This window comes from Ideonella benzenivorans (genome assembly GCF_020387415.1).
Taxonomy (GTDB): Bacteria; Pseudomonadota; Gammaproteobacteria; order Burkholderiales; family Burkholderiaceae_C; genus Ideonella; species Ideonella benzenivorans.
Genome location: NZ_JAGWCB010000007.1, coordinates 285,458 through 309,517, shown reverse-complemented (window position 1 = coordinate 309,517; position 24,060 = coordinate 285,458). Strand labels below are relative to the sequence as shown.

The window sequence follows — 24,060 nt, the reverse complement described above, 5'->3', positions numbered from 1 at the left end:
TCAGGTGTGAGAGCGGAAGCTGGCCGAGGCCTCTTCCGCGTCCGTCCGGTCGGGCCGGCTGACGTTGTCACCATCGTGTTCGCGCAGGGTCCGGAACAGCGATGAGGCGGCCAGCGTGAAGACCGCCAGCAACAGGAAGGCCTTGTGCAGGGCCGGCAGCGCGCCGCCTTCCGCCCCACTGGGGGCCTGGGCCAGGAAGTAGCCCGCCGCCAGGGTGCCGCTGGCCAGGCCGAAGCTCAGCGAGAGCTGCTGGAAGGTGCTGGCAATGGTGCTGCCGTCGGCCGTGTCCCGTTCCCCCAGGTCCGCAAAGGCCATGGTGTTCAAGCTGGTGAACTGCAGCGAGTTGGCCAGCCCCATCACCAGCCCCAGGCCGACGATGACCGGGATCGGCGTGTTCAGCCCCACCAGCGAGAACGCCGCGATGCAGGCCGCGACGATCCAGGTGTTGACCATCAGCACCCGCCGGTAGCCCAGGCGGGCCAGCACCCGCTGGGCCAGCGCCTTCATCACCATGGCCGCCGCCGCGGCCGGCATCATCAGCAGGCCCGATTGCCAGGCCGGCATGCCCAGCCCGACCTGGTAGAGCAGCGGCAGCAGCAGCGGTGTCCCGCCGATGCCCAGCCGGGTGAAGGTGCCCCCCACCACCGAGACACGGAAGGTGCGCACCCGCAGCAGGGCCAGGTTCAACAAGGGTGCGGGGTGGCGCTGGCTGTGCCACGCATAGCCCGCCATCAGCGCCAGCGACACCAACAGCCACCCCAGTGCCGCCTGGTTGCTCAGGCCGTGCGCGCCGAACACCTCCAGCAGCCAGGACAGCAAGGCGGTGCCACCGCCGAACAGCAACATGCCGCGCAGGTCGAAGGGCCGCTCCACCGAGGCCCGGAAATCCGGCATGTGGCGAAGGCCGAAATACAGCGCCACCAGCCCCACCGGCACGTTGACGAAGAACATCTCGCGCCAGGAGCCCCAGTGGACGATCAAGCCGCCCACCGTCGGCCCCAGCAGCGGCCCCATCAGAGCCGGGATGACCATGAAATTCATCGCCGCCAGCAGCTCGCTCTTGGGAAAGCTGCGCACCAGCGTCATGCGGCCCACCGGCATCATCATCGCCGCCGACATGCCCTGCAGCACCCGGCAGGCCACCAGCAGCGGCACGCTGGGTGCCAGCCCGCAGGCCAGCGAGGCCAGCGTGAACACCACGATGGCCCACAGGAACACCCGCCGGGTGCCAAAGCGGTTGGCCAGCCAGCCGCTGGCCGGGATGCTCATGGCCAGCGCCAGCACGTAGCTGGAGGAGACCGACTTCAGCGCCAAGGGCGTGGTGCCCAGGTCGGCGGCCATGGCCGGAATGCCGGTGTTGACGATGGTGGCGTCCAGTTGTTCCATGAACAGGCTGGAGGCCACGATCCAGGGCAGGACACGCTGGGTGCGGGAAGACACAAGAGGCATCCTCCCAGTGTCTCAGCTTGCCGGCCAGGTTTCAGGGCTGACGCACAAGGGCCCCGTGGTCATGGGGTCCGCCCGGACCCAGGTAGCATGTGGCGCTGTGCACTCCCCCGAACTGCATCTGCTGCGCCAGGCCCTGCAACCCTACCGGCGGGCCCTTGTGCTGCTGCTGGCAGGCCAGGCCGCGCAGGCCCTGGCTTCACTGAGCCTGCCCAGCCTGAGCGCGGAGATCATCGACCAGGGCGTGCTGCAGGGCGACGCCCGGCAGGTTGGACTGGTGGCGCTGGGCATGGGCGCTGCGGCAGTGCTGCAGGTGCTGCTGGCATTGGCGTGCACCTGGCTGAGCGCCCGGATCGCCCTGGGCGTGGGGCGCGACCTGCGCTCGGCCGTGTTCAACCAGGTGCAACGCTTCTCGCTGCGCGAACTGCAGCAGTTCGGCACGCCATCGCTGATCACCCGCAGCACCAATGACGTGCTGCAGATCCAGACCCTGCTGCTGATGACCTTGAGCATGGTCATCATCGCGCCGTTCATGGGCCTGGGCAGCGTGGTCATGTCCATCCGGCAGGACCCGCCGCTGTCCTCGCTGCTGCTGGTCAGCGTGCCGCTGCTGGCCGGCATCGTGGGCTGGCTGATGGGCCGGAGCCTGCCGCTGTTCGCCCGGCTGCAGGGGCAGATCGACCAGGTCAACCGCCTGCTGCGCGAACAGATTGGCGGCCTGCGGGTGATCCGCGCCTTTGTCCGCGACCGCCACGAGAGCGCCCGCTTCGAGCAGGCCAACGCCGCGCTGACCGACACCTCGTTGCGGGTGGGCCGTTTGATGGCGCTGCACATGCCCGCGGTGATGGCGGTGATGCACGGCTCCAGCGTGGCCCTGGTCTGGTTCGGTGCCCACCGCATCGCCTCGGGCCAGATGCCGGTCGGCGCGCTGGTGGCCTTCCAGGCCTACATCGTGCAGATCATGATCTCGGTGATGGTCGCCTCGATGCTGTTCACGATGGCGCCGCGGGCCCTGGTCAGCGCCGGCCGCATCCGCGAGGTGCTGGACACCCCACCCAGCGTGCAGGACCCCGCCCAGCCCGTGGCCGCCCCCGCTGGGGGCTGGGCGGGCCACTGGCGGCTCGACGGCGTGGGCTACACCTACCCCGGCGCGGCACATCCGGTGCTGCAGGACCTCACGCTGGACATCCACCCCGGCGAAACCCTGGCGGTGATCGGGGCCACCGGCGCGGGCAAGACCACACTGCTCAACCTGTTCCCCCGCCTGTTCGATGTGAGCACCGGCCAGCTGAGCCTGGACGGCTGCGATGTGCGCAGGCTGCCGCTGGCCACGCTGTGGGGCCTGATCGGCCTGGTGCCCCAGCAGAGCTACCTGTTCTCCGGCACCGTCGCCGACAACCTGCGCTATGGCCGCGCCGAGGCCAGCGAGGCGGAACTGTGGGAGGCCCTGCGCATCGCCCAGGCCCAGGACTTCATCGCAGCGCTGCCGCAGGGGCTGGCCGCGCCGGTGACCCAGGGCGGCACCAACTTCTCCGGCGGCCAGCGCCAGCGCCTGACCATCGCCCGGGCGCTGGTGCGCCAGCCCCGCCTGCTGCTGCTCGACGACAGCCTCTCGGCCCTGGATTACGCCACCGAGGCACGGCTGCGCCAGGCCCTGGCGGCCAGCCCCGTGGGCCGGCAGGCGGCGGTGGTGCTGGTGGGGCAGCGGGTCAGCTCGCTGCGCCATGCGGACCGCATCGTGGTGCTGGAGCAAGGGCGCATCGTGGGCCAGGGCCGCCACGCACAGTTGCTGGCGGACTGCCCGGCCTACCGTGAAATCGTCGCCTCGCAGCAAACCCAGGAGAGCCTCGCATGAGCCCGCCCGGACCCTTGCCCGGCGGTCGCCTGGGTCCGCCCGGCATGGGGAGCGGCCACCCCGTCCAACATGCCCGCAACGCCCGGCAGGCCATCGCCCGCCTGAGCCACCGTCTGGCGGGACAGCGTCTGGGCACCGCGCTGGTGCTGCTGGGCAGTGCCCTGAGCGTACTGCTCAACGTGCTGGGGCCCTGGCAGCTCGGGCGCGCCACCGACCTGGTCGTCACGGCCCTGCAGGCCCACCAGGCCCTGGATCTCCAGCGCCTGGGCTTGCACCTGCTGGGCGTGGCCGGGCTCTACGGCGGCGGCGCCCTGCTGGCCGCCCAGCAAGGCTGGATGAGCAACCGGCTGGTCCAGACCTTGACCCAGGACCTGCGCCGGGACGCCCAGGCCAAGCTGGCCCGGCTGCCGCTGGGCTGGTTCGACACCCGCGCCCGCGGCGAGGTGCTCAGCCGCGTCACCAACGACATCGACAACGTCAGCCAGAGCCTGATGCAGATGCTGGGGCCCTTGACGATGGCCCTGCTGCAGGTGCTGGGGGTGGTGACGATGATGTGCATCCTCTCACCGCTGCTGACCCTGGCGGCCCTGCTGAGCCTGGGCGCCTCCCTGGCACTGGCCCGGCGCCTGGGCGGGCAGGCTCAGCCGCACTATGCCGACCAATGGCGCTGGACGGGTCAGCTCAATGGCCAGATCGAGGAGCAGTTCACCGGCCAGACGCTGGTCAAGGTCTACGGCCACCAGGCGGTGGCCAGCGCCAGCTTCGAGCAGGCCAACAACGCCCTGCGCCAGAGCGCGCTGAAGGCTCAGTTCATCTCCGGTGCCATCCAGCCGGCCATCCTGTTCGTCGGCAACCTGGGCTTCATCGGCGTGGTGGGGGTGGGCGCCCTGCGGGTGATGGCCGGGGTCCTCAGCGTGGGGCAGCTGCAGTCCTTCATCCAGTACGTGCGCCAGCTCACCCAACCGCTCAACCAGATCTCGGGGATGGCGGCCGTGCTGCAATCGGCCGCGGCCTCGGCCGAACGGGTGTTCGAGCTGCTGGACGCCCCAGAGATGAGCCCGGACCCATCGCCGGCCGCCAGGCTGCCCCAGCCAGCGCGCGGTCATGTGGTGTTCGAGCAGGTGCACTTCCGCTACCAGCCTCAGCAGCCGCTGATCGAAGGCATCGACCTTGAAGCCCGCCCGGGGCAGACCATCGCCATCGTCGGCCCCACCGGCGCGGGCAAGACCACGCTGGTCAACCTGCTGATGCGCTTTTACGAGGTAGACGGCGGCCGCATCACCCTGGACGGGGTGGACATCCGACAACTGGCCCGCGAGGACCTGCGCCGCCACCTGGGCATGGTGTTGCAGGACACGTGGCTGTTCGAGGGCACGATCCGCGAGAACCTGGCCTATGGCCGGGAGGGGGCCACCGAAGACGAGGTGCGCGAAGCGGCCCGCGCCTGCCATGTGGACGACTTCGTGCGCACCTTGCCGCGGGGCTATGACACCCTGCTCGACGAAAACGGCAGCGGCCTGAGTGCCGGCCAGCGCCAGCTGCTGACCATCGCCCGAGCTTTTGTCGCCCGGCCCACCGTGCTGATCCTCGACGAGGCCACCAGCTCGGTGGACACCCGCACCGAGGTGCTGGTCCAGCAGGCCATGGCCCGGCTGCGTGCCGGCCGAACCAGCTTCGTCATCGCCCACCGGCTGTCCACCATCCGCCATGCGGACTGCATCGTCTACCTGGACGGCGGCCGGGTGCGCGAGCAGGGCACGCACGAGGCCCTGGTGGAGCGCCGGGGGGCCTATTGGCGCCTGCTGCAGGCGGCCGCTGCCCCGTGAGGCGGCGGGCGGGCCCCATCTCACCGCAGGCTGGACGCCCCATTGATCATCAGACCGCTGGCAAAGCACACGTCAGCGGTCTGCCCCGAGGTGCCGATCACCGCGGAGAAGTAGAAGAAGTCCAGGTAGTCGGGCGAGGGGGTGTCTGGAAACTGCAGGCCACCGGGCTGGCCCCGCACCAAGGCCGCATGGAAGTCGTGCGCATAGTGCAAGGCAAACATCACCTGGGTGAACAGCCAGGAGGCGACGATGGTCTGCACCGCCAGACAAAGGCATTCCAGCCGACGATGAGACGGGTGACCCCGCGGCCGACCTGGGCGTGGGGCAGGCCCCAGGCCGCGACAAGCCCGAACAGCAGGGAGCCAATCCGGCGGGGGGGGCCGCGCAGAATGCGCAGGATGCGCAGGATGCGCAAAGCGCGGAGTCGGGAAGTCATGGGAATGCTGGCCATGCGTAAGCAGCCCCGAGCATAGGCCGTGAAGCGTGCGCCCAGCCGTCAGTCCCCGTGCGCACCCGATCTGTACCGGCCCAATCAACATGCACTGGCTGTTTCCCGCCAACCCGATCCGCGGCACAGTGGCACCAGGCTTTCAACCCTTTGCACCATGTACCTGCCTGACCATTTCGCTGAACCGTCCCCGGCCGTCCTGCACCGTCTGATCCAGGCCCATCCGCTGGGCACCCTGGTCACCCACGGTGACACCGGGCTGGATGCCAACCACCTGCCCTTTCTGCTCGACGCCGAACAGGGCGCGGCCGGCGTGCTGCTGGCCCATGTGGCCCGGGCCAACCCGCTGTGGCAGAACCTGGCCAACGGCACCCCGGTGCTGGTCATCTTCCAGGGGCCGCAGGGCTACATCTCGCCCAGCTGGTACCCCGGCAAGCAGGACAGCCACCGCCGCGTGCCCACCTGGGCCTACGAGGTCGTGCATGCGCACGGCACCCTGCAGGTACACAACGATGAGAAGTTCCTGCGCGGCGTGCTGGCCCGGCTGACCCGCACCCACGAAGCCACCCAGCCCGAGCCCTGGAAGATGGGCGATGCCCCGGCCGACTACCTCCACGAACAGCTGCAGCGCATCGTCGGCATCGAGGTGCGCATCACCCGTCTGGTGGGCAAGCGCAAGCTGAACCAGAACCACGAGCGGCGCGACCGCGAGGGCGCCATCCAGGCGCTGGAGGCCCATGGTCAGCAGGCCCTGGCCCAAACCATGAAGAGCACCCTGCCCTGAAAACCCTGGGCACGCCGCCCCTCAGCGCACCGCGTAGCGCAGCGTCTGCACCAGCATGCGGTGCAGACGGTCCACCGCCTTGGAGCCCTGCGAGGCCCGGCTGCGGTAAACGGCCACCTGCATCGGCTCCAGCGGCCCCAGGCCCTGTTCAGGCCCCAGAATCTGCAGGTGTGCAGGCGCACTGCACTGCGTCAGGGCGGCCACGGCCAGGCCGCTTTCCACCGCGGCCAGCTGGCCCGCCAGACTGGCGCTGTGGTAGACCACCTTGTAAGGCCGCCCCCGCAGGGCCAGCGACTGGATGGCGCCGCGCCAGGCCAGGCTGGCCTCCTCGTACACCGCAATCGGCAGGGGCTGCCGGTTCCAGACGTCGAACTGCGGCGAGCCCACCCAGACCATCGGCTCATGGAAGAGCAGCGTGCCGCGGCGGGCATGGTCGCGCGAGACCAGGGCCAGGTCCAGCTCGCCCGCCGCCACGCGCGGAATCAAGGCAGTGGACTGCTCGCAGTTCAGGTGGATCTCGACCCCGCCATGACTCTGGGCGAAGCGCCGCAACACCGGCGTCAGGTACTTGGCCGCATAGTCGTCGGGCACCCCGAGCCGCACCAGGCCGGTGACGGTCTCGCCATGCAAGGCCACCCGCGCCTCGGCCTGCAGGTCCAGCATGCGCCGGGCATAGCCCAGCAATACCTGCCCTTCGGGGGTGAGGCGCAATTGACGCGGCCCCCGCACCAGCAGCGCGCAGCCGGCCGCGGCCTCCAGCTTCTTGATCTGCATGCTGACGGCCGACTGCGAGCGGTGCACCTCCTGTGCAGCGCTCGACAGCGAGCCGGCATCCACCGTGGCCACGAAGGCCTTCAGCCAGTCGGTCTGCAGCTCCATCTTGGATTCGATTTTCGAATGAAAGTCACGCAAATTATCTGCTTTTCAGGATGCTTCCCCGAGTGCACATTGACACCACCATGACCGCCCTGCCCACGCCGAACACCCCGCCCCTCACCGCCGGTACCCGCCCCGCCCCAACGCCAGTCCCTGGCCCCTTGGACGCCCGTGCCATCGGCGCGATGAGCATCCTCTGCGTTCTGTGGGGCCTGCAGCAAATCTCGCTGAAAGCCGCCGCCCCCGTGGCCAGCCCCATGCTGATGGTGGCAGTGCGCTCATTGGTGGCGCTACTCCTGCTGTCGACGCTGATGTGGCAGCGCGGGGACCGCCCGGACCCTCGCCATCGGCGAGCCGGGGCCCTGGTGGGCAGCCTCTTCGCACTGGAGTTCCTGCTGGTGGCCGAAGCCCTTCGGTTCACGCAGGCCTCGCATGTGGTGGTCTTTCAGTACACCGCCCCGCTCTTCGCGGCCCTGGGGCTGCACGCCCGGTTGCCGGCCGAGCGGCTCGGGCGCCTCCAATGGGTGGGCATTGCACTGGCCTTCGGGGGCATTGCCCTGGCCTTTCTGGGGGGCCATGCCGGGCCGGGCGACAGCGCCATCGCCCGGGTGCTGCTGGGCGATGCGCTGGCCCTGATGGCCGGGGCCGCCTGGGGGGCCACCACCCTGGCGCTGCGCTGCTCGTCGCTGGCCAGCGCACCCGCCACCGAGACGCTGATGTACCAGTTGCTCGGCGCCTTCGTGCTGCTGCTGCCCATCGCCGGGCTCAGCGGGCAGTGGCACTGGCAGCCCTCCCCCACGCTGTGGTGGCACCTCGGCTTCCAGAGTCTGGTCGTCTCCTTCGCCAGCTTTCTCGCCTGGTTCTGGCTACTGCGGCACTACCTCGCCTCGCGCCTGGGGGTATTCTCTTTCCTGACCCCGGTACTCGGGGTGCTGTTGAGCGTCTGGCTGCTGGACGAGCCGCTGGAAGCTCCCTTCCTCGTCGGCAGCGTGCTGGTGCTGGCCGGCATCGGCCTGGTGAACCGCCCCACGGGCGCCACAGGGCGTCGCCGTTTGTAGGGATGGGTCGACACAGCGGACAATCGTGCATGACCCGCACCGACACGACCGGCGCTCCCGCGCCCGCCGCCGCCTCCTTCGCCAGCCTGCCCCTGCCCCCGGCCATGCAGGCCAATCTGCACCAACTGGGCTACCTGGCGATGACGCCCATCCAGGCCGCCAGCCTGCCGCTGGCCCTGGCCGGGGCTGACCTGATCGCCCAGGCCAAGACCGGCAGCGGCAAGACCGCCGCCTTCACCCTGCCCCTGCTGGCCAACCTGAACCCGCGCCGCTTTGCCGTGCAGGCCCTGGTGCTGTGCCCCACCCGCGAGCTGGCCGAACAGGTGACGCAGGAGATCCGTCGCCTGGCCCGGGCCGAGGACAACATCAAGACCCTGACCCTGTGCGGGGGCGCGCCCATCCGCAACCAGCTGGCCAGCCTGGCGCACGGCGCCCACATCGTGGTGGGCACGCCCGGCCGCATCCTGGACCACCTCGCGCGCGACACGCTGGCGCTGGACGCGCTGAACACCCTGGTGCTGGACGAGGCCGACCGCATGCTGGACATGGGCTTCGCCGACGACATCGCCCAGGTGGTGGAACGCTGCCCCAAGGCGCGCCAGACCCTGCTGTTCTCGGCCACCTACCCCGATGGCGTGGCCAAGCTGGCCGGGCGCTTCATGCGCGACCCCAAGGAGGTGAAGCTCACCGAGCGCCACGCCGAGACCAAGATCCGCCAGCAGTTCTATGAGGTGAAGGACAGCGAGCGCCTGCACGCGGTGAGCCTGCTGCTCAAGCACTTCCGCCCGGTCAGCACCCTGGCCTTCTGCAACACCAAGCAGCAGTGCCGCGACCTGGTGGCCGTGCTGCAGGCCCAGGGCTTCACCGCGCTGGAGCTGCACGGCGACCTGGACCAGCGCGAGCGCGACCAGGTGCTGGTGCGCTTTGCCAACCGCAGCTGCAGCGTGCTGGTGGCCACCGACGTGGCCGCCCGCGGCCTGGACATCGCCCAGCTCGAAGCCGTCATCAACGTGGACATCACCCCCGACCCCGAGGTGCATGTGCACCGCGTGGGCCGCACTGGCCGGGCCGAGGCCGAGGGCTGGGCCTTCAGCCTGGCCAGCCTGGACGAGATGGGCAGCGTGGGCCGCATCGACGAGATGCAGGGCCGCCCCAGCGAGTGGCACCCGCTGAGCGAGCTGGCCGACGCCACCGACGCCCCGCCCCTGCTGCCTCCGATGGTGACGCTGCAGATCCTGGGCGGGCGCAAGGAGAAGATCCGCCCCGGCGACGTGCTGGGCGCGCTGACCAAGGACCTGGGCTTTGACGGCAGCAAGATCGGCAAGATCAACGTCAACGACTTCTCCACCTATGTGGCGGTGGAGCGCAGCATCGCCGACGCCGCGCTGCGCGGCCTGTCGGCCGGCAAGGTCAAGGGCCGTGCGGTGAAGGTGAGGCTGCTGTGAGCGAATCGCCGGAGAACACGCCTGCCGTGACCGAAGCCTCTGAAAGCGCGGACGCGGCCCGCTGGGACGACCTCGGGCTCTCGCCCCGTCTGCTGCGTGCCGTCCAGGCCCTGGGTCTGGACACCCCCTCCCCGGTGCAGACCGCCGCCATCCCGGCCGCGCTGGCCGGGCAGGACGTGCTGGCCTGCGCGCCCACCGGCTCGGGCAAGACCCTGGCGTATGCCCTGCCCCTGCTGCAGCGCCTGGCCGCCCATGCCCCCATCGGCAAGCGCCGGCCCCAGGCCCTGGTGCTGGTGCCCACCCGCGAACTGGCCGCCCAGGTGGGCGAGACGCTGCAGCAGATCACCCAGGGCCTGCCCACACCGGTCAAGCTCAGCGTGCTGTACGGCGGCGTGTCCATCAACCCGCAGCTGATGGCCCTGCGCGCTGGTGCCGACGTGGTGGTGGCCACCCCGGGGCGGCTGCTGGACGTGCTGGAGCACAACGGCCTGCGCCTGGACGACGTCCACACCCTGGTGCTGGACGAGGCCGATCGCCTGCTGGACAGCGGCTTTGCCGACGAACTGGCCGGTGTGCTGCGCGCGCTGCCGGCGCGGCGCCAGAACCTGCTGTTCTCGGCCACCTTCCCGGCGGAGGTGGATGCCCTGGCCCACCAACTGCTGCGGGACCCGCTGCGGGTGGACGTGGCCCCCGCGCCCGGCGCCAGCGCCGACACCGAAGGCCCTCAGGGCGCAGAAGCCGCCGCGCCCTTGCTGACCGAACGCGCCATCGAGGTGGACAGCACCCGCCGCACCCCGCTGCTGCGCCAGCTGATCGCCCAGGAGGGCTGGCCCCGGGTGATGGTCTTCGTGGCCACGCGCTACGCCTGCGACCATGTGGCCGACAAGCTGCGCCGCGCCGGCCTGACGGCCGAGGCCTTCCACGGCGACGCCAGCCAGGGCGCCCGCACGCGCCTGCTGGCCGCCTTCAAGGCCGGCGAGCTGCAGGTGCTGGTGGCCACCGACCTGGCCGGGCGCGGCATCGACATCGCCCAGCTGCCGGTGGTGGTCAACTACGACCTGCCCCGCGCTGCGGTGGACTATGTGCACCGCATCGGCCGCACCGCCCGCGCCGGCGCCAGCGGCCTGGCCATCAGCTTCATCAGCCCCGCCACCGAGGCGCATTTCCGCCTGATCGAAAAGCGCCAAGGCCACCGCGTGCCGCGCGAGCGCATCGCCGGCTTCGGCGTGACCGAGACCGCCCCGGCCGGCGCCGCCAGCGGCGGCATCAAGGGCAAGCGGCCGAGCAAGAAGGACAAGCTGCGAGCGGCGGCGGCTGGTTCGGGCGACTGATTGACCGGCGTCCCGTGCGCGAAGATGGATCCGCAATTCTTTCCGCAATTGATTCAATAAAATAAAAAAAATCAACCACTTGCGTATTCATTGGTAATACGCAAAATATGGCGCATGTACGACCACCCCTCGCAAATGGAGCCGCTGCTGCCGCGGGACGGGCAGGCGGACGAGGTGCTGGGCTTGGCGCACGACCTTCGCACCGAAGCCGCTCGCCTGACCGGTGCCTGCCAGAACGGCGTCAGCCAGGAGTTGGCCCGGCTGCTGCGGTCGATGAACTCGTACTACTCCAACAAGATCGAGGGCGAGCACACCCGACCGCTGGAGATCCAACAAGCCCTGTCCCAGGACTTCTCCACCAACGCTGAAAAAGCCCGCCTCCAGCGTCTGGCGCTGGCCCACATCGCCACCGAGCAATGGATCCACGCGGAGCCGGTCAGCGTGGCCCAAGCCTACGCGCCGGATTTCCTCTGCCGCATCCACCACCACCTGTTTGGACAGCTCAGCGACGCCGACAGGATCGTCCGGCTGCACGACCCGCAGGGTGCGGTCAGTGAGGCCCTGGTGGTGACGCCGGGCGAAATCCGCACGCGAGAGGTCCGCATCAAGAACCATGTCGCCCCGGCTGCCGCGGCACTGCCCGATCTGCTGGCGCGCTGGTCCACCGTGTATGGGCAAGCCCGGCGTGGCGAATTGCAGATCGTCGCCGCCGCCGCGGCGCATCACCGCCTGGTCTGGATCCATCCCTTTGCCGACGGCAATGGCCGTACCGCCCGCTTGCACAGTTTGGCCGTGCTGGGCGCCCTGGAACTGACCGGCGGTCTCTGGTCACCCTTGCGGGGCCTGGCCCGCCAGGCCGAGCACTACAGCGAAGCCCTGGGCAATGCCGACATGCCACGCATGGGGGACCTGGATGGCCGAGGGCATCTCAGCGAGCGCATGCTGCTGGCCTGGATCGCGTTCTTCATCGGCATCTGCCTGGACCAGGTGCGCTTCATGTCCCGCATGCTGAACCTGCGTGACATGCAGGACCGCCTGGGTGCGCTGCTGGCCCACGAAGAGCATGTCGTCAAACGCGGGCTGCGCAGGGAGGCCCTGCGGCCGCTGCACTATCTCTTTGCCACGCAAGGGGAGGTCTCCCGCGGGGACTTTGCCAGCATGAGCGGTCTGGGCGAACGCACCGCCACCACCCTGATCGGCAAGCTGCTGGACGCGGGCCTGTTGCGCTCTGATTCGCCCCGCGGGCCGGTGCGCTTCGGCATCCCCCTGGATGCCCTGCGTTTTCTCTTTCCCGCCCTCTGGCCGGAGGCGGAGGCCGACGCGGCCCCCCCCAGGCCTTAGCCCGCGCGGATCGCCACAGCAGCTGGCGCGGCTTTTGCTGCGCTCGCTTCACACCCTGGGTTTGTCGGCTTGCCGACAGCGCGACCGCGCTGACGGCCCAGCCCCCAGGCAAGGCGAGGAGCAGCGACACCATGGCCTTTCAAACCCTGTGCAAGCAGCGCTACCTGGGCGAAGGTGAGGCCGTGCCTTTCCTGCTCGACGGCCACGAGGTGCTGGTCATCTGGCCTGACGGCGGCCAGCCCCGCGCCTTCACCGGCCTGTGCCCGCATGAGCAGCAGTCGCTGGTCAACAACTCGCAGTTCAACGGTCGCACCCTGACCTGCACCGTGCATGGCTGGGTGTTCGACGGACGCAACGGTGAAGGCCTGCGGCCCGAAGGCTGCGCGCTGGACGAATACCCGCTGCGCCTGACCGACGACGGCCAGGTGGAAATTGACCTGCAAGCTCAGCGCTGACCCGCCCCTCAACGCACAGCCAGCGCCGGCACCAGGCGCTCGACCAGCAGGTCGATCAGCACCCGCGTCTTCAGCGGCATGGCGCGGGCGTGCGGCCACACGGCATGGACGGCGTAGCCGAAGGCCTGCGGCTCGTTGAACACCCGCACCAGGCGGCCCTGGTCCAGCGCCTCCCGCACCAGCCAGACCGGCAGCCGCGCAATGCCGGCCCCCTGGGCGGCCGCCAGGGCCGCAATCTCCAGGCTGTTGCAGCCGAAGTCGAACTGGCTGGGCGGGGTGAACGCCACCGCCTGGCCCTTGGCATCCCGGAACTGCCAGGGATGCCGGCCGCTGTCGCGCACATAGCCGACGAAGCGGTGCGCGGACGCCTGGGCGAGCAGGGCCTCCAGGCTGGCGGGCCGGCCGTGCGCGGCCAGGTACGCCGGTGCGGCAAACATGCCCATCCACTGATGTCCCAGCGCTCGGGCCGCCAGGGCCGTGCTGTCGTCCAGCGGGCCGCTGCGGACGGCCAGGTCCACGCCCTCTTCCACCAGGTCCACCCGCCGATCGTTGAAAGAAGCGTCGAAGGACAGCGCCGGGTACTGCGCCCCCAGCTCCAACAGCAGGGGCGCCACCAGCACCCGGCCCAGCAGCTCGGGCATGGTGATGCGCAGCCGCCCGGAGGGTGTGAGCCGGCCGGCCTCCAGGGCGGCATCGGCCGCCTCCAATTCGGCCAGCGCCCGGCGGCAACGCTCGTAATAGGCCAGCCCGTCCTCGGTCAGGCTCTGGCTGCGGGTGGTGCGGTGGAACAGGCGCGTGCCCAGCCGTGCCTCCAGCCGCGCCACGCTCTTGCCCACGGCCGAACGCGTCAGCCCCAGCCGCTGCGCCGCCAGGGCGAAGTTGCCGGTTTCTACCGCGGCGGCGAAGGCTTCAATGCCGTTCAGACGTTCGCTCATTGGCGCCATTGTGGCGCCATTCCACGGAATAAATGGCTTCACTGCGCCGCCGGTGGAATCAATAGCATCTCGCTCCGTTGTCTTTCCAAGGAACATCCCATGAGCGAACTGCTGCGCCAATGGCAACTCACGGCCCCGGGCCTGGAGCATCTGAGCTGCATCGAATCCCCTCTGCCCCTGCCCGGCCCCGGCCAGGTGCTGGTGCGGGTGGAGGCCGCGGCCCTGAACTACCGCGACCTGATGGTCACCACCGGCAGCTACGGCCGCGGCATGCCACATCCGCTGGTGCCGGCGTCGGACTTTGCGGGCACGGTCGCGGCCGTGGGGGCCGGGGTGCACCGCTGGCAAGGTGGCGAGCGGGTCATCAGCACCTTTGTCGGCGGGTGGATCGACGGGCAGGCGCCTGCCGACGTGACCATCCTCGGGGCGCCGGGGCCGGGCGGCCTGGCCTCGCATGTGCTGCTGGATGCGCAATGGCTGGTGGCCGCGCCGGCCAGCGCGTCCGCCGTGCAAGCCAGCACCCTGCCCTGCGCCGGGCTGACCGCCTGGTTCGCCTTGGTGGAACAGGGCGGACTGCGCGCCGGCCAGACTGTGCTCGTCCACGGCACCGGCGGGGTCGCGTTGTTCGGCGTGCAGTTGGCCCGCTTGCACGGGGCGCAGGCCATCGTGGTCTCCGGCAGCGCGGACAAGCGCGAGCGCGCGCAGGCGCTGGGCGCCCACCACGCCCTGGCGCGCGACAGCGACTGGCCGGCAGAGATCCGCCGCCTCACCGGCGGGCACGGCGTGGATCAGGTGCTGGAAACCGTGGGCGGCGCCAACGTCGCGCGCTCCATGGCCGTGCTGGCCCAGGGCGGCCGTCTGTCCATGATCGGCGTGCTGGACGGCGGCGAGTTCACCGCCTCCACCTACGACGCCCTGCTGCAGCGCGCCGTGGTGCAGGGCATCAGCGTGGGCCACCGCCGCGCGCTGGAAGACCTGGTCCGCGCGGTGGACCTCAATCGGCTGCAACCGGTGATTGCCGCCGAGTATGGCTTCGAGGAGGTGCCGGCAGCGTTTGCGCACCTGGCCCGGGGGGCCTTCGGCAAGGTGGTGGTGCGGATGTGAGATCGTGCTTGGTGGAGACGGCTTTCGACCGGGAGCAGTCCTTCGGGAAGCGTCAATAGATGGCTGGAAAGTAGACAGTCAACATTTGAGATGACGAGCATGAAGCGGCCTGCCAGGGCACCGTGCTACAAAACGTAATAGCGAACCGGGAGGTCGCCTTCTCAACACCGCGCCTTCGTGCGAGGAGGCGCGACAGCGATTCGCTTCCTGCTCCCTTTTTTGCAAGCACGCAGCAACGTCTCTTTGTGCTACAGCCAATGTTGAGAGCCGCCACGCGATGAATCCATCCACTCCATGGGGCCTCATGGGGCCGGATGGCTTGGTCGCGGCCCGGCGAGTCCGCACACTGGATGTCGGCGCTGCGGTGCGGCAGTTCAACGAACTGGCGGTGCCGGGCATGGGCAGTATCTGGACCGGCAGGCAGTTGCTTTGGCCGTTGCTGGGCATCGCGGCGGCTGCCAAAGCCCGTGAAAGCATACAGGTTTCCAACATTGAGGCGGCGAATGCCGTGGAAGCGCTCGCCTGCCGCATGGCATTGGCAACGCTGGAGCGGCAGCGCAAGGCGCGGTCGAGCGGTGCTCAGCGCCGCGATGCGCGAATACGCGGCGCGCAGAAGCTGCAAGACGCCAACAATCTCACGTTTCAAGTGATGCGCCGCCCCGGGTTCTACGTCACCCAACCGATGCGTATGTCGGCGGTGCAGCCACTGCTGGCTCTCGGCCTGGTCGACTCCAACAGTGAGCGCTTCAATGCCTACTGCGTGTCCGAGGCGGGCGAGGCGCTTCTCGAAGCGGCTTGCGCCCCATATCCCGCGTGCTGGCACGGTAGCGGCCTAATAGACACGTTGGCGAAGTGGATGGTGGGCAGTCCCGTGCGGGTAGCCCACATTGCGACCATCGAGAGAGCAATCACGCCGCTGGCGCCACTGCCACCGCGTGCCTCCGAGGTCCTGAGGGAACGCCTGTCGGCTCGCAGCGACGCGAATTCCATTCGCCGCCGCGCGGCGCTAGCCTGGGTGCGCCGGCTGCAGGACGAGCCGACGTCAGGCTGGGACGTGCACGCTCCGGAGGAGTTTTCACCTGAGCATTGGGCTGATCTTCACGCTGGCGCGAGTTTTTTCCGCGCACGCGACGCTGCCCTAGCCGTGCTTGATGCATGTGAACGTGTAATGGGGCCGGCGGGCCACGCGCTTCGACTGACTGCGCCGCCGCCCACCACGGTGGGTAGAGCCCTAGCGGCCGCACAGGCGGCTGCCGAGCAATTCCTCACCGGAGCCGAGCACGGCAACTACCACCCGGCCGGCTTGCAGTTCTGTCGCGAAATAGCTCGGGGGGAACATCAGCAGGTGCTGGCCCAGCTCGTAGCCCGAGACGGTCGTGTGCTGCGGCTGAGCGACGCGGAGATCGTGCCTGGTATGGCCTTCGACGGCGCAGCAGGGGAAGAGAGCGAAGAACAGGACGGCGATGAAGCGACAGCCGTCTTGTCCGACCGCATTCTGTTACCGGCCGGCATGTCCTTCCGTATGCGCAATCTCTTCCTCATGGAATTGGACCTGGAAGCACGACTGGACCAGTGGCTGGGCGAGGCGGAGACAGCCGCATGAGTCGCTACCTGCCCCCTTCCCTGCTGCAATGTTTCGCGCCGCCCGAGAGTTATGTCGGCACTTTTGGGTGGCTATGCGGCTATTCGGCCGATGCAGCTTTCCTGGACGCCGCGGCGGAGCGCTTCACGCGCCAAACCACGGCGCAGCGCGCCTATGCTGGCAAGCTGGCTCTGATCGTGCTGCTTGATAGTGGCCAGTCGCAGGTGCTGCCACACGATGCGCCTGGCGTGCTGCACGCGCCTATGCGCGACGCATCGCACTTCGCGCTGTTACATGCCAAGTTGGCGCTGCTCGGCTACCGCCACGAACAGGAGCCGGAACGCTGGTGCCTGCGGCTGGTGGTAAGCACTGGCAACTGGACGCGTGAAACGCTGGAGCGCAGTCTGGATGCGATGTGGTTGGTAGAGGTCCGCTCTGAGGACCTCGCCTTGCGCGACCTGGGCCCATTGCAGGCGCGCGCCGATGTGGCGGCGGCCTGGGACTTATTTCACTGGCTGCAACCCAAGTTCGACCTGGGCGCGTTGGAAGCGGAGCCGCGAAGCCTCACTGCGCTGGCCCGCGGCAAGTTCGACGCCTGGGTACGGGCCGTGGACCGTCCTCGCCGGAAGGCGCGCTTCTTCGACTCGCGTAAGAAGTCGCTGCTGCGCCAACTGCCGGAATTCGTGCGGCACCACGCCGGAGAGATGGACCGCAACACGCTGATGCTCGGCTCTGGCTTCTACGAAGGCGGGACCAGCAAGGAGCCACCGGTGGCGCTAGTGCAAATCGTCGACGCGCTGAGGGATGCCGGCTTGGCAACCCGCAGTTGCGAAGTGCACCTGTTCGTCGAACCCACCGCTTGCCAGGCTGTGGCTAGCGGATTGACTGCCATCTGGGCCCTGGGCTGGCGCGTGTGGGCTGCCGAGCCGCCGCCCTTCCTGGACCAGCGCCCCGCACGCACGTTGCACGCAAAATTCATCTTCGGTTGCGGCTATCGCAAAGATTCTGACAAGTGCCTCAACGGTTGGATCTACTTGGGCTCCGGGAACCTGACAAGGCCCGGTATCCTGCAGAACTGTCCGCAGGGCAACCTGGAGGCCGGTGTGGTGTTTGGCGACGACGCGCTGACTTGGTCCAAACCTGGGCAGGAGTCATGCGCTAGCAGCCGCCTACCAATGCAATGGAAGCACGAAGTGAAGGATGTGGCCCAATTGCAGGCTGGTTCCGAGATGCCCGAGCGCCCACCAGCGTTTGTGGCTCCGCCCGTTTCCTGGTGCCGCTACGTGCCGTTGCCAGCTGGCCAGCCGGCTCGGCTGGTGCTTCCAGCCTACACCGTGCCGGTCGAAGTGCTGGACACGGCGGGCAACGTCTGCGCCTACCTGGGGCCACAGGAGGTGGTCTGGCGCGGCGCGCAGCAGCCTTCGGTAGTGGTGCAATGGAGCGTTACCGGTGAACAGCTGCGTTGCAGCATTCCTGTCATCGATAGCGCGGGTCGCGTGGCCGCGGTGGAGCTACCCAAGCTGGATCTGGAGTCGGCGTGGTGGCAGCTGGCGCAATTCCCGCAGTCGCCGGCCGAAGAGGACTGTGACACCGACACGCGGGATTTCGAGACAGGAACAGTACTGGCCAGGGCAGCGGCGCCTGATCCCGTCGACAGTGCCATCCGGACCATGATGCGTCTGATGGAGAACGTCGCCGACAAGCAGGCCGGCTTGTCCGAAGCGGACTGGGACGCGTGGTGCATCAGCCTAGAACAGGCGCTACGCCAAGCAGCTGATTGCCCAGTGGTTGACGCCTTCAAGCGCCAGCTTGCGTTGAATCCGCTGGCGGTGCTACGCGCCGAGTGCAGTCTGCCGGTGTTTGCCCGAGATCCTTTATCGGCGGCGCTCGCGCGCTACCTTCCGGTGCTGGACGCAGTGGAGAAGTGCTGGGAGGTCTGCGGGCTGGAGTCCGTGGCGCGCTCCGGGGAGAATGAGTTATGAGGTGGCTTGAAGTGTCTGCACACTTGGCAGGCCAGGTGGCGCAGATCGAAGCTCAGGAGGCCACCGGCGCCGCGGTGCGGCTCAACAAGGGGCAGCGTGCCACTTTGCGGGTTTTCGGTACCCAGCTGCCGCGCAATGGCATGGTGCTGGCCGACGAAGTCGGCATGGGTAAGACGCGCATCGCCGTGCAGCTGATCGACTCAGTGGTTCGAAGCGGCGGCCGCGTGGCGGTGCTGATCCCCAGCGGCCTGGGCTACCAGTGGCAGCGCGAACTGCGTGGCGGTGGGCTGGAAACCGAGTACGTGTTACGCGGCATCGTCAGCTACATGGACGGCTGGGCCGAGGGCGGCCCCATACCGTGGAACCAGCGTAAAGTGGTGGTGCTGTCGCACGCGTTCAGCAACTGGAAGATCCAGGAGAACGCGCATTCATGCCGCTGGATACTGCTGCCCGCGCTGGTAGCAGTGCTGTGCGACCGCCCCGACCACATTAGAAAGGTACGCAAACAGCATTATGGCGAAGAGGCCTGGCTAGCAGCAAAGGCTATCACAAGGATGATGCAGGACGATGCGTCTCCTGCCGGGGACGCGCTGCGACAGTTCGCCCAACAGACGCAATGGGAGCCACTGTTGCGACCTGCAACCTATGCCATGGGCACGGAACACCGCAGCATGCTGATGAAGGCCGTCGGCCTTGGCTTTGGTCTCTTCGACCTGGTGGTGGTGGACGAAGCGCACAAGAGCCGCGGTGAGGACAGCCGGCTGTCCCGCCTGCTGGACGAAATACTGCACGTGGACGACAACACGCGCTATCTGGCCATGAGCGCGACGCCGGTGGAGTTGGATGCTGGGCAATGGGTGCAGACGCTGGAGCGCATTCGCATCCCCGCCAAACGGTTGCAGGCGGCGCGGGACGCTATCGACCGATATGCAGAGGCTTTGCAGCGCGTGCGCCTCGCTTGGCGCACCAGCGGACAGGCGCGCGATGCATACACCGCGGCGGCCGCCGACTTCCAGCGCCAGCTGGGCGACTTCGTGGTGCGGAGGGACAAGCGCGAGGACGCGGATGTCCTCCTCTACGAAGAGCACGCGGGCGGCAGCTACCGCGCCACCGAGGGTCAAGTGTTGGTTGACCCCGAGAAGTTGTCGCTGCCGTGGAGACAGGCGGTATGCGCTGCCGAGGCGCTGTCGCTGATCCGAGGCGGTGGTAGCCGCAACGAAAAGTACCTGCGCACCACCTTCGCCAGCGGCCACGGCACCAGCAAGTTCTTGGACGAGGACGTGCAGGAAGAGGAGCGTATCGAAGCTGCCCTAAACGCCGAACGTGCCCGCAGCAACGGACAGGCGGAAGCGCCCGAACCCGCGCTGGACGCACATGCTCGGCAGCGAGCAGCGTTCTGGCGCGCGTCGCTACGCGAAAGCCTACACGCTGTGGGCGACACCACCTACGAGCATCCCGTGCTGCGCGAGGCTGTGCGCGCCATCGAGAAGCGCGCGGTGGTTGCGCCGCCCGGCGAACGCGAGAAGGTCTTGGTGTTTGGCCGCTTCACGCGCCAGATGCGTGCGCTGGAGCTGTTGCTTAACGCACGCGAGCTGTTGCGCCGCCTGGCGGAAGATCGTTACTGGCCGCAACGCAGCGTGCGCGCCAGTGCCGACGGTCTGGACCAATGGCCCGCAATCCGTGCCGCGCACAGGCAATGGACCGAGGAGCACGGTGCGCAACACCCGATCGCGCTGCAAGATATTGACGATGCGTTGGCCGCCGGCTACCGCCGGGAACGCAATCTGCGTAAGCGCTTCCGCCAAGCTCTGGTGCAGCGCTTGGGCGATGCCTTCACCGCACCTTCTATCTATCGCACGCTGTGCGCCGGCTTGCAGGCAGCCGCCGCCGACGCGCCATCTGGCGACGAAGACGGCCATCCGGTCGCGGTAGTTGCCCGCGCGTTGCTGGAGCTGACGGCCAATGCAGCTGCCGATATGGAGACACGGGAGCTGGGACAGGAATTCGCGGCGTTGGTCGACGCAGTGATGGACAACGATGCAGCAGAAGCCGACGCCGACGCACAAGACGACCCTGCCGAGAGCTGGGCCGAGTTCCAGCGCCGACTGGAAGACGAATTTGGCACGCGCACGGGGGAGTTCGCCCGCTTCATGCATGGCGGCACCAAGACCGAGTCGCGTCGCATGCTTCAACAAGCATTCAACCGGTCCGAGGCCGCGCCAATGGTGCTGATCGCGCAATCACTGGTCGGCCGCGAGGGCCTGAACCTACACGAGGCCTGCCGCGTGGTGGTGTTGCTGCACCCCGAGTGGAATCCCGGCGTGGTAGAACAACAAATTGGTCGCGTCGATCGCGTGGGTAGCCGCTGGGCGAAGGAACTGCATGGGGCGTTGCGCGAAAGGCGCTGTGGCGAAGACCTACCTCGCATCGAGGTGCTGCCGGTGATCTTCCGCGGCACTTACGACGAACACCACTGGCGCGTGCTGCGCGAGCGATGGGACGACCTTCGCGCGCAGCTTCACGGCGAGGTAATCCCGCCGCGCTTGGTTGGCGGGCAGATCACAGAGAGAGAAAACAGCTTGCTTGATCAGCTGAAGCAGGCGGCGCCCAGCTTCTCTCCTACAGCACCCTGGCGCAATGCGGCCAGCCCCCCTTAGGGCTGAATCTCGCGAACGACTGAGGTTGGCCGAAGACAGTCACAACTTCCTCCCGCCCCCTAGGCCAGTTCCCCATGGCCCGCAATTTGCCTTTATCAGGCCCAAATCACTGCCCGGAAGCCCGCACCATGGCCTTCACCCCCGTTTGTCGCAAGGACGCCGTCGCCGAAGGCGGCATGGGTTTGTTTCAGGTGGGCAAGAAGAGCGTGCTGCTCGTCTGGCCGCAGGGCGGGCAGTTGAAGGCCTACCGGGGCCGTTGCCCGCACGCCGACGTGCCGCTGGCCGAGGGTTGCTTCGACGGCCAGCGGGTGGTCTGCGCCATCCACCAGTGGGGCTATGACGCGGGCAGCGGCAAGTGCGTGTCGCACGCCCACCCCAGCGCGCTGCATCCCTACCCACTGCAGGTGGAGGGGGAAGACATTCTGGTGGATGTGGGCCCGGTGAAGCCCTTGGCGGCACGGGCCCACTGAGCCTTGGTGTCGGCGTCCGTCGACGCTGGCGCGCCCTGGCCCGATCTGTCGTGTTTGTCCGATTCTGTCCAGCCTTTGCCCATGATGGCCGACACCCTTGCCCTCTTGGACGACGCGGACCTGCGCCGCTGGCGGGCCTGTGCGCGCCGCTTCTGGCTGCACCGGCAGGCCGCTGCTGAAGAGGCTGCACCGGCCCCGGCCGACCCCACGGATGCCGACGTGGTCCACGGGCCGGCGCTGGATGCGGCGCTGCGCGCCTCCTTTCCGGCCGGGGTGGCGGTGCCCGCCCCGCGCACCGAGGCCGATTGGAACCTGGCCATCGCGCGCACCCACGCCGCCCTGGCCGAGGCCACGCCCCAGACCGAAGGCTGGGCCCTGCTGGGCGCCTGCCTGGCCAGTAACGACGGCGCGTGCGCCCGCGTCGACCTGGTCACCCGCGGCTCGCACGGCTGGCGCCTGTTCAAGCTGCGCTACGCCACCGTGGGCACCGAGGCCGATGTGGACGCGGTGGCGCTGTGGGCCCATGTGGCGGCCCGCAGCGGGCTGCGGGTGCAGAGCGTGGGCCTGCTGCTGGTGGACACCGGCTTCATCTACCCCGGCCACGGCTGCTATGCCGGCCTGCTGCGCGAGGTGGACCTGGGCCCCACGCTGGGATCGCGGCCGGTGGGCCACTGGCTGACCGCCATGCAGGCCTGCGCCCGCGCGCCCGAACCCGCCGTGCCCCTGGGCGCCCCCTGCACCCAGCCCGGCCCCTGCGAGCAGCTGGCGCACTGCGCCCTGCCGGAGGCCCCCGCCCGTCCCGGCGATGCGCGCGCACGCCTGGAGATCGTGGGCCGGGAACTGGCCGCCCAACTGCGTGCCGCCGGCCACGTGGACCTGCACAGCGTGCCGCTGGACGCCTTGCCCGATGCCCGTCTGCGCCGTGCCACGCGCGCGGTACAGCAGAACGCGCCGGTGTTGGAACCGGCCGCCGCCCCGCTGCTGCGTGCCCTGCCCTATCCCCGGCGTTTCCTGCGCTTTGAGACCATCGGCTTTGCGGTGCCGGTGTGGGCCGGTACGCGGCCCTACCAGGTGCTGCCGTTCCAATGGAGCTGCGACACCGTGGCCGCGCCGGGGCAGCCACCTGAGCACCACGGTTTTCTGGCCGACGCCACGGGCGACCCGCGCCGCGCCTTTGCCCAAAGCCTGCTGCTGGCCCTGGGGAACGACAACGGTCCGGTGCAGGCCTACAACGCCGGCTTCGAACGCAACCGCCTGCGCGAGCTGGCCGCCCAGTTCGAGGACCTGGGCCCGGCCCTGCTGGCGCTGGCCGAGCGCATCGTCGACCTGTTCCAGATCGCCCGCGCCCACTACTACCACCCGGCCATGGCGGGCTCCTGGTCGGCCAAGTCGGTGTTCGCTGCCATCGCCCCCGATCTGGGGGCCGAGCACTTCGAATGCGAAGGGCTGCATACACCGCTGGAGGCCTTTGCCCGCGCCCTGCAGCCCGGTCTGCAGGCGGACAAACTGCAGCAGCTGCGTGCCGCCCTGCTGGCCCACGGCCAGCGGCAGACCGCCGCGCTGCGCCACATGGTGGCGCTGTTCGAACAGCGCGGTGAAGAAGAGGCCTCGACGTGCCCGTCCGGCCCCGCGTTCAGGCCCTGCTCCCCTGACCAGCCGGGGTAGCCGCCAGCGCCACCGCGTCCGGGCCCGCCGGATAGCGCAGCCGATCTGCCCCCTCCTGCGCCGCCTGCCAGACCGCCTCGGCCACATCGGCCGGCTGGGTCGTGCGTGCAGCGCCCTGGAACTGGGCGAAGACGCTGTGCGCGTAGGCGGCATAGGGCTCGGTGATGAGCCCCTGCATGCGCCCCTGGCCATTGGCCGCGAACCGGGTCGTGGGGCCGTAGCCGGGCTGGACCAGCTTCACCCGCACGCCCAACGGTGCCAGCTCCAGCGCCAAGGAGGCGCTGAATCCCTCGACGGCCATCTTGCTGGCGGTGTAGGCCGCCACCAGAGGCATGGGCGCCAGCACGGCGCTGGAGGTGACGTTGATGAGCGTGCCGGCCCCGCGGACCCGGAACTGCGGAATGACCGCCTGGCACATCGCCATGGTGCCGAAGGTGTTGGTCTCGAAGAGCTCGTGCACGGTGGCCATGGGCGTGGCCTCGAAGGCGCCGAACAGGCCGATGCCGGCGTTGTTCACCAGCACGTCGATGGGGCCGGCGGCCTCCAGCACCTGGGCAATGCTCTCCGGGCGGGTCACGTCCAGCGGCAGCACGCGCAGCCGATCCGACACGGGAAGAAAGCTGTCGTCACGGGGCTGGCGCATCGTCGCGATGACCGACCAGCCCAGGGCGTGAAAGTGGCGAGCGGTTTCCAGCCCATAGCCGGACGAGCAGCCGGTGATCAGCACAGTCTTCATGGTTCATCTCCTGAGGTGTGGAACATGGGATGAACGATAGGGACCACGGACCGGACTTCCAATC

General features: G+C 69.0%; 19 protein-coding genes. 14 read left to right on the top strand and 5 right to left on the bottom strand.

Annotated features, from left to right (window positions below):
• Nucleotides 1-1,449, bottom strand: a complete 1,449-nt coding sequence (locus tag KGA65_RS04450) for a DHA2 family efflux MFS transporter permease subunit (RefSeq protein WP_225861933.1) — start codon at nucleotides 1,447-1,449, stop codon at nucleotides 1-3.
• A 97-nt stretch (nucleotides 1,450-1,546) separates the two neighbouring features.
• On the opposite strand from KGA65_RS04450, the gene KGA65_RS04445 reads away from it, so the two are divergent.
• Nucleotides 1,547-3,301 carry an ABC transporter ATP-binding protein gene (locus KGA65_RS04445; protein WP_225861932.1) on the top strand — a complete coding sequence of 585 codons (1,755 nt, stop codon included), beginning with the start codon at nucleotides 1,547-1,549 and terminating at the stop codon, nucleotides 3,299-3,301.
• Nucleotides 3,298-5,127 carry an ABC transporter ATP-binding protein gene (locus tag KGA65_RS04440; protein WP_225861931.1) on the top strand — a complete coding sequence of 610 codons (1,830 nt, stop codon included), beginning with the start codon at nucleotides 3,298-3,300 and terminating at the stop codon, nucleotides 5,125-5,127. Before KGA65_RS04445 ends, KGA65_RS04440 begins: the two co-directional genes overlap by 4 nt.
• 20 nt (nucleotides 5,128-5,147) lie before the next feature.
• On the opposite strand, the gene KGA65_RS04435 is transcribed toward KGA65_RS04440, so the two are convergent.
• Nucleotides 5,148-5,666: a DUF1345 domain-containing protein gene (locus tag KGA65_RS04435; RefSeq protein WP_225862182.1), complete on the bottom strand. Its 519-nt coding sequence runs from the start codon at nucleotides 5,664-5,666 to the stop codon at nucleotides 5,148-5,150.
• A gap of 66 nt (nucleotides 5,667-5,732) precedes the next feature.
• On the opposite strand from KGA65_RS04435, the gene KGA65_RS04430 reads away from it, so the two are divergent.
• Complete coding sequence (locus KGA65_RS04430; RefSeq protein ID WP_225861930.1) at nucleotides 5,733-6,359, top strand: FMN-binding negative transcriptional regulator; 627 nt, start codon at nucleotides 5,733-5,735, stop codon at nucleotides 6,357-6,359.
• A 21-nt stretch (nucleotides 6,360-6,380) separates the two neighbouring features.
• On the opposite strand, the gene KGA65_RS04425 is transcribed toward KGA65_RS04430, so the two are convergent.
• Nucleotides 6,381-7,238: a LysR family transcriptional regulator gene (locus tag KGA65_RS04425; RefSeq protein ID WP_225861929.1), complete on the bottom strand. Its 858-nt coding sequence runs from the start codon at nucleotides 7,236-7,238 to the stop codon at nucleotides 6,381-6,383.
• 182 nt (nucleotides 7,239-7,420) lie between these two features.
• On the opposite strand from KGA65_RS04425, the gene KGA65_RS04420 reads away from it, so the two are divergent.
• The 5 genes from KGA65_RS04420 to KGA65_RS04400 all read left to right on the top strand — a co-directional run bounded on the left by KGA65_RS04420 (nucleotide 7,421) and on the right by KGA65_RS04400 (nucleotide 12,865).
• Complete coding sequence (locus tag KGA65_RS04420) at nucleotides 7,421-8,293, top strand: DMT family transporter (protein ID WP_225862181.1); 873 nt, start codon at nucleotides 7,421-7,423, stop codon at nucleotides 8,291-8,293.
• Between the two features lie 29 nt (nucleotides 8,294-8,322).
• The gene (gene dbpA, locus KGA65_RS04415; protein WP_225861928.1) at nucleotides 8,323-9,738 is read left to right on the top strand and encodes an ATP-dependent RNA helicase DbpA; all 1,416 of its coding nucleotides are present in this window, start codon (nucleotides 8,323-8,325) and stop codon (nucleotides 9,736-9,738) included.
• Nucleotides 9,739-9,764: 26 nt separating this feature from the next.
• Nucleotides 9,765-11,069 (top strand): DEAD/DEAH box helicase, encoded by a 1,305-nt coding sequence (locus KGA65_RS04410; protein ID WP_225861927.1) that lies wholly within the window; start codon nucleotides 9,765-9,767, stop codon nucleotides 11,067-11,069.
• Nucleotides 11,070-11,183: 114 nt separating this feature from the next.
• On the top strand, nucleotides 11,184-12,410 hold the full coding sequence (locus KGA65_RS04405; RefSeq protein ID WP_225861926.1) for a Fic family protein: 1,227 nt from the start codon (nucleotides 11,184-11,186) through the stop codon (nucleotides 12,408-12,410).
• A 131-nt stretch (nucleotides 12,411-12,541) separates the two neighbouring features.
• Entirely contained in the window at nucleotides 12,542-12,865 is a 324-nt protein-coding gene (locus KGA65_RS04400) for a Rieske 2Fe-2S domain-containing protein (RefSeq protein ID WP_225861925.1), read from the top strand.
• An 8-nt stretch (nucleotides 12,866-12,873) separates the two neighbouring features.
• Here the strand turns inward: KGA65_RS04400 and KGA65_RS04395 are convergent, their stop codons facing one another.
• Nucleotides 12,874-13,800, bottom strand: coding sequence for a LysR family transcriptional regulator (locus KGA65_RS04395; RefSeq protein ID WP_225861924.1), 927 nt, complete (start codon nucleotides 13,798-13,800; stop codon nucleotides 12,874-12,876).
• 99 nt (nucleotides 13,801-13,899) lie between these two features.
• On the opposite strand from KGA65_RS04395, the gene KGA65_RS04390 reads away from it, so the two are divergent.
• From KGA65_RS04390 to KGA65_RS04365, 6 genes are all read left to right on the top strand, one after another.
• On the top strand, nucleotides 13,900-14,904 hold the full coding sequence (locus KGA65_RS04390; RefSeq protein ID WP_225861923.1) for a zinc-dependent alcohol dehydrogenase family protein: 1,005 nt from the start codon (nucleotides 13,900-13,902) through the stop codon (nucleotides 14,902-14,904).
• Nucleotides 14,905-15,181: 277 nt separating this feature from the next.
• Nucleotides 15,182-16,507 carry a hypothetical protein gene (locus tag KGA65_RS04385; protein WP_225861922.1) on the top strand — a complete coding sequence of 442 codons (1,326 nt, stop codon included), beginning with the start codon at nucleotides 15,182-15,184 and terminating at the stop codon, nucleotides 16,505-16,507.
• Nucleotides 16,504-18,468: a phospholipase D-like domain-containing protein gene (locus tag KGA65_RS04380; RefSeq protein ID WP_225861921.1), complete on the top strand. Its 1,965-nt coding sequence runs from the start codon at nucleotides 16,504-16,506 to the stop codon at nucleotides 18,466-18,468. Before KGA65_RS04385 ends, KGA65_RS04380 begins: the two co-directional genes overlap by 4 nt.
• A gap of 23 nt (nucleotides 18,469-18,491) precedes the next feature.
• Nucleotides 18,492-21,125 (top strand): DEAD/DEAH box helicase, encoded by a 2,634-nt coding sequence (locus tag KGA65_RS04375; protein ID WP_225861920.1) that lies wholly within the window; start codon nucleotides 18,492-18,494, stop codon nucleotides 21,123-21,125.
• Nucleotides 21,126-21,253: 128 nt separating this feature from the next.
• Nucleotides 21,254-21,595 (top strand): Rieske 2Fe-2S domain-containing protein, encoded by a 342-nt coding sequence (locus tag KGA65_RS04370; RefSeq protein ID WP_225861919.1) that lies wholly within the window; start codon nucleotides 21,254-21,256, stop codon nucleotides 21,593-21,595.
• A gap of 81 nt (nucleotides 21,596-21,676) precedes the next feature.
• A complete protein-coding gene (locus tag KGA65_RS04365; RefSeq protein WP_225861918.1) occupies nucleotides 21,677-23,260 on the top strand; it encodes a DUF2779 domain-containing protein in 1,584 nt (527 codons plus the stop codon).
• Here KGA65_RS04365 and KGA65_RS04360 read toward each other — a convergent pair.
• A complete protein-coding gene (locus KGA65_RS04360) occupies nucleotides 23,229-23,996 on the bottom strand; it encodes an SDR family oxidoreductase (protein ID WP_225861917.1) in 768 nt (255 codons plus the stop codon). The genes KGA65_RS04365 and KGA65_RS04360 overlap by 32 nt on opposite strands.
• Between the last annotated feature and the right edge of the window lie 64 nt (nucleotides 23,997-24,060).

Bases quoted from the DNA above. Each gene is read 5' to 3' on its own strand.
- KGA65_RS04450 (WP_225861933.1), bottom strand. From the start codon at position 1,449: ATGCCTCTTGTGTCTTCCCGCACCCAGCGTGTCCTGCCCTGGATCGTG.
- KGA65_RS04440 (WP_225861931.1), top strand. From the start codon at position 3,298: ATGAGCCCGCCCGGACCCTTGCCCGGCGGTCGCCTGGGTCCGCCCGGC.
- KGA65_RS04435 (WP_225862182.1), bottom strand. From the start codon at position 5,666: ATGTTGATTGGGCCGGTACAGATCGGGTGCGCACGGGGACTGACGGCT.
- KGA65_RS04430 (WP_225861930.1), top strand. From the start codon at position 5,733: ATGTACCTGCCTGACCATTTCGCTGAACCGTCCCCGGCCGTCCTGCAC.
- KGA65_RS04425 (WP_225861929.1), bottom strand. From the start codon at position 7,238: ATGGAGCTGCAGACCGACTGGCTGAAGGCCTTCGTGGCCACGGTGGAT.
- KGA65_RS04420 (WP_225862181.1), top strand. From the start codon at position 7,421: ATGAGCATCCTCTGCGTTCTGTGGGGCCTGCAGCAAATCTCGCTGAAA.
- dbpA (WP_225861928.1), top strand. From the start codon at position 8,323: ATGACCCGCACCGACACGACCGGCGCTCCCGCGCCCGCCGCCGCCTCC.
- KGA65_RS04405 (WP_225861926.1), top strand. From the start codon at position 11,184: ATGTACGACCACCCCTCGCAAATGGAGCCGCTGCTGCCGCGGGACGGG.
- KGA65_RS04400 (WP_225861925.1), top strand. From the start codon at position 12,542: ATGGCCTTTCAAACCCTGTGCAAGCAGCGCTACCTGGGCGAAGGTGAG.
- KGA65_RS04395 (WP_225861924.1), bottom strand. From the start codon at position 13,800: ATGAGCGAACGTCTGAACGGCATTGAAGCCTTCGCCGCCGCGGTAGAA.
- KGA65_RS04390 (WP_225861923.1), top strand. From the start codon at position 13,900: ATGAGCGAACTGCTGCGCCAATGGCAACTCACGGCCCCGGGCCTGGAG.
- KGA65_RS04385 (WP_225861922.1), top strand. From the start codon at position 15,182: ATGAATCCATCCACTCCATGGGGCCTCATGGGGCCGGATGGCTTGGTC.
- KGA65_RS04380 (WP_225861921.1), top strand. From the start codon at position 16,504: ATGAGTCGCTACCTGCCCCCTTCCCTGCTGCAATGTTTCGCGCCGCCC.
- KGA65_RS04370 (WP_225861919.1), top strand. From the start codon at position 21,254: ATGGCCTTCACCCCCGTTTGTCGCAAGGACGCCGTCGCCGAAGGCGGC.
- KGA65_RS04365 (WP_225861918.1), top strand. From the start codon at position 21,677: ATGATGGCCGACACCCTTGCCCTCTTGGACGACGCGGACCTGCGCCGC.
- KGA65_RS04360 (WP_225861917.1), bottom strand. From the start codon at position 23,996: ATGAAGACTGTGCTGATCACCGGCTGCTCGTCCGGCTATGGGCTGGAA.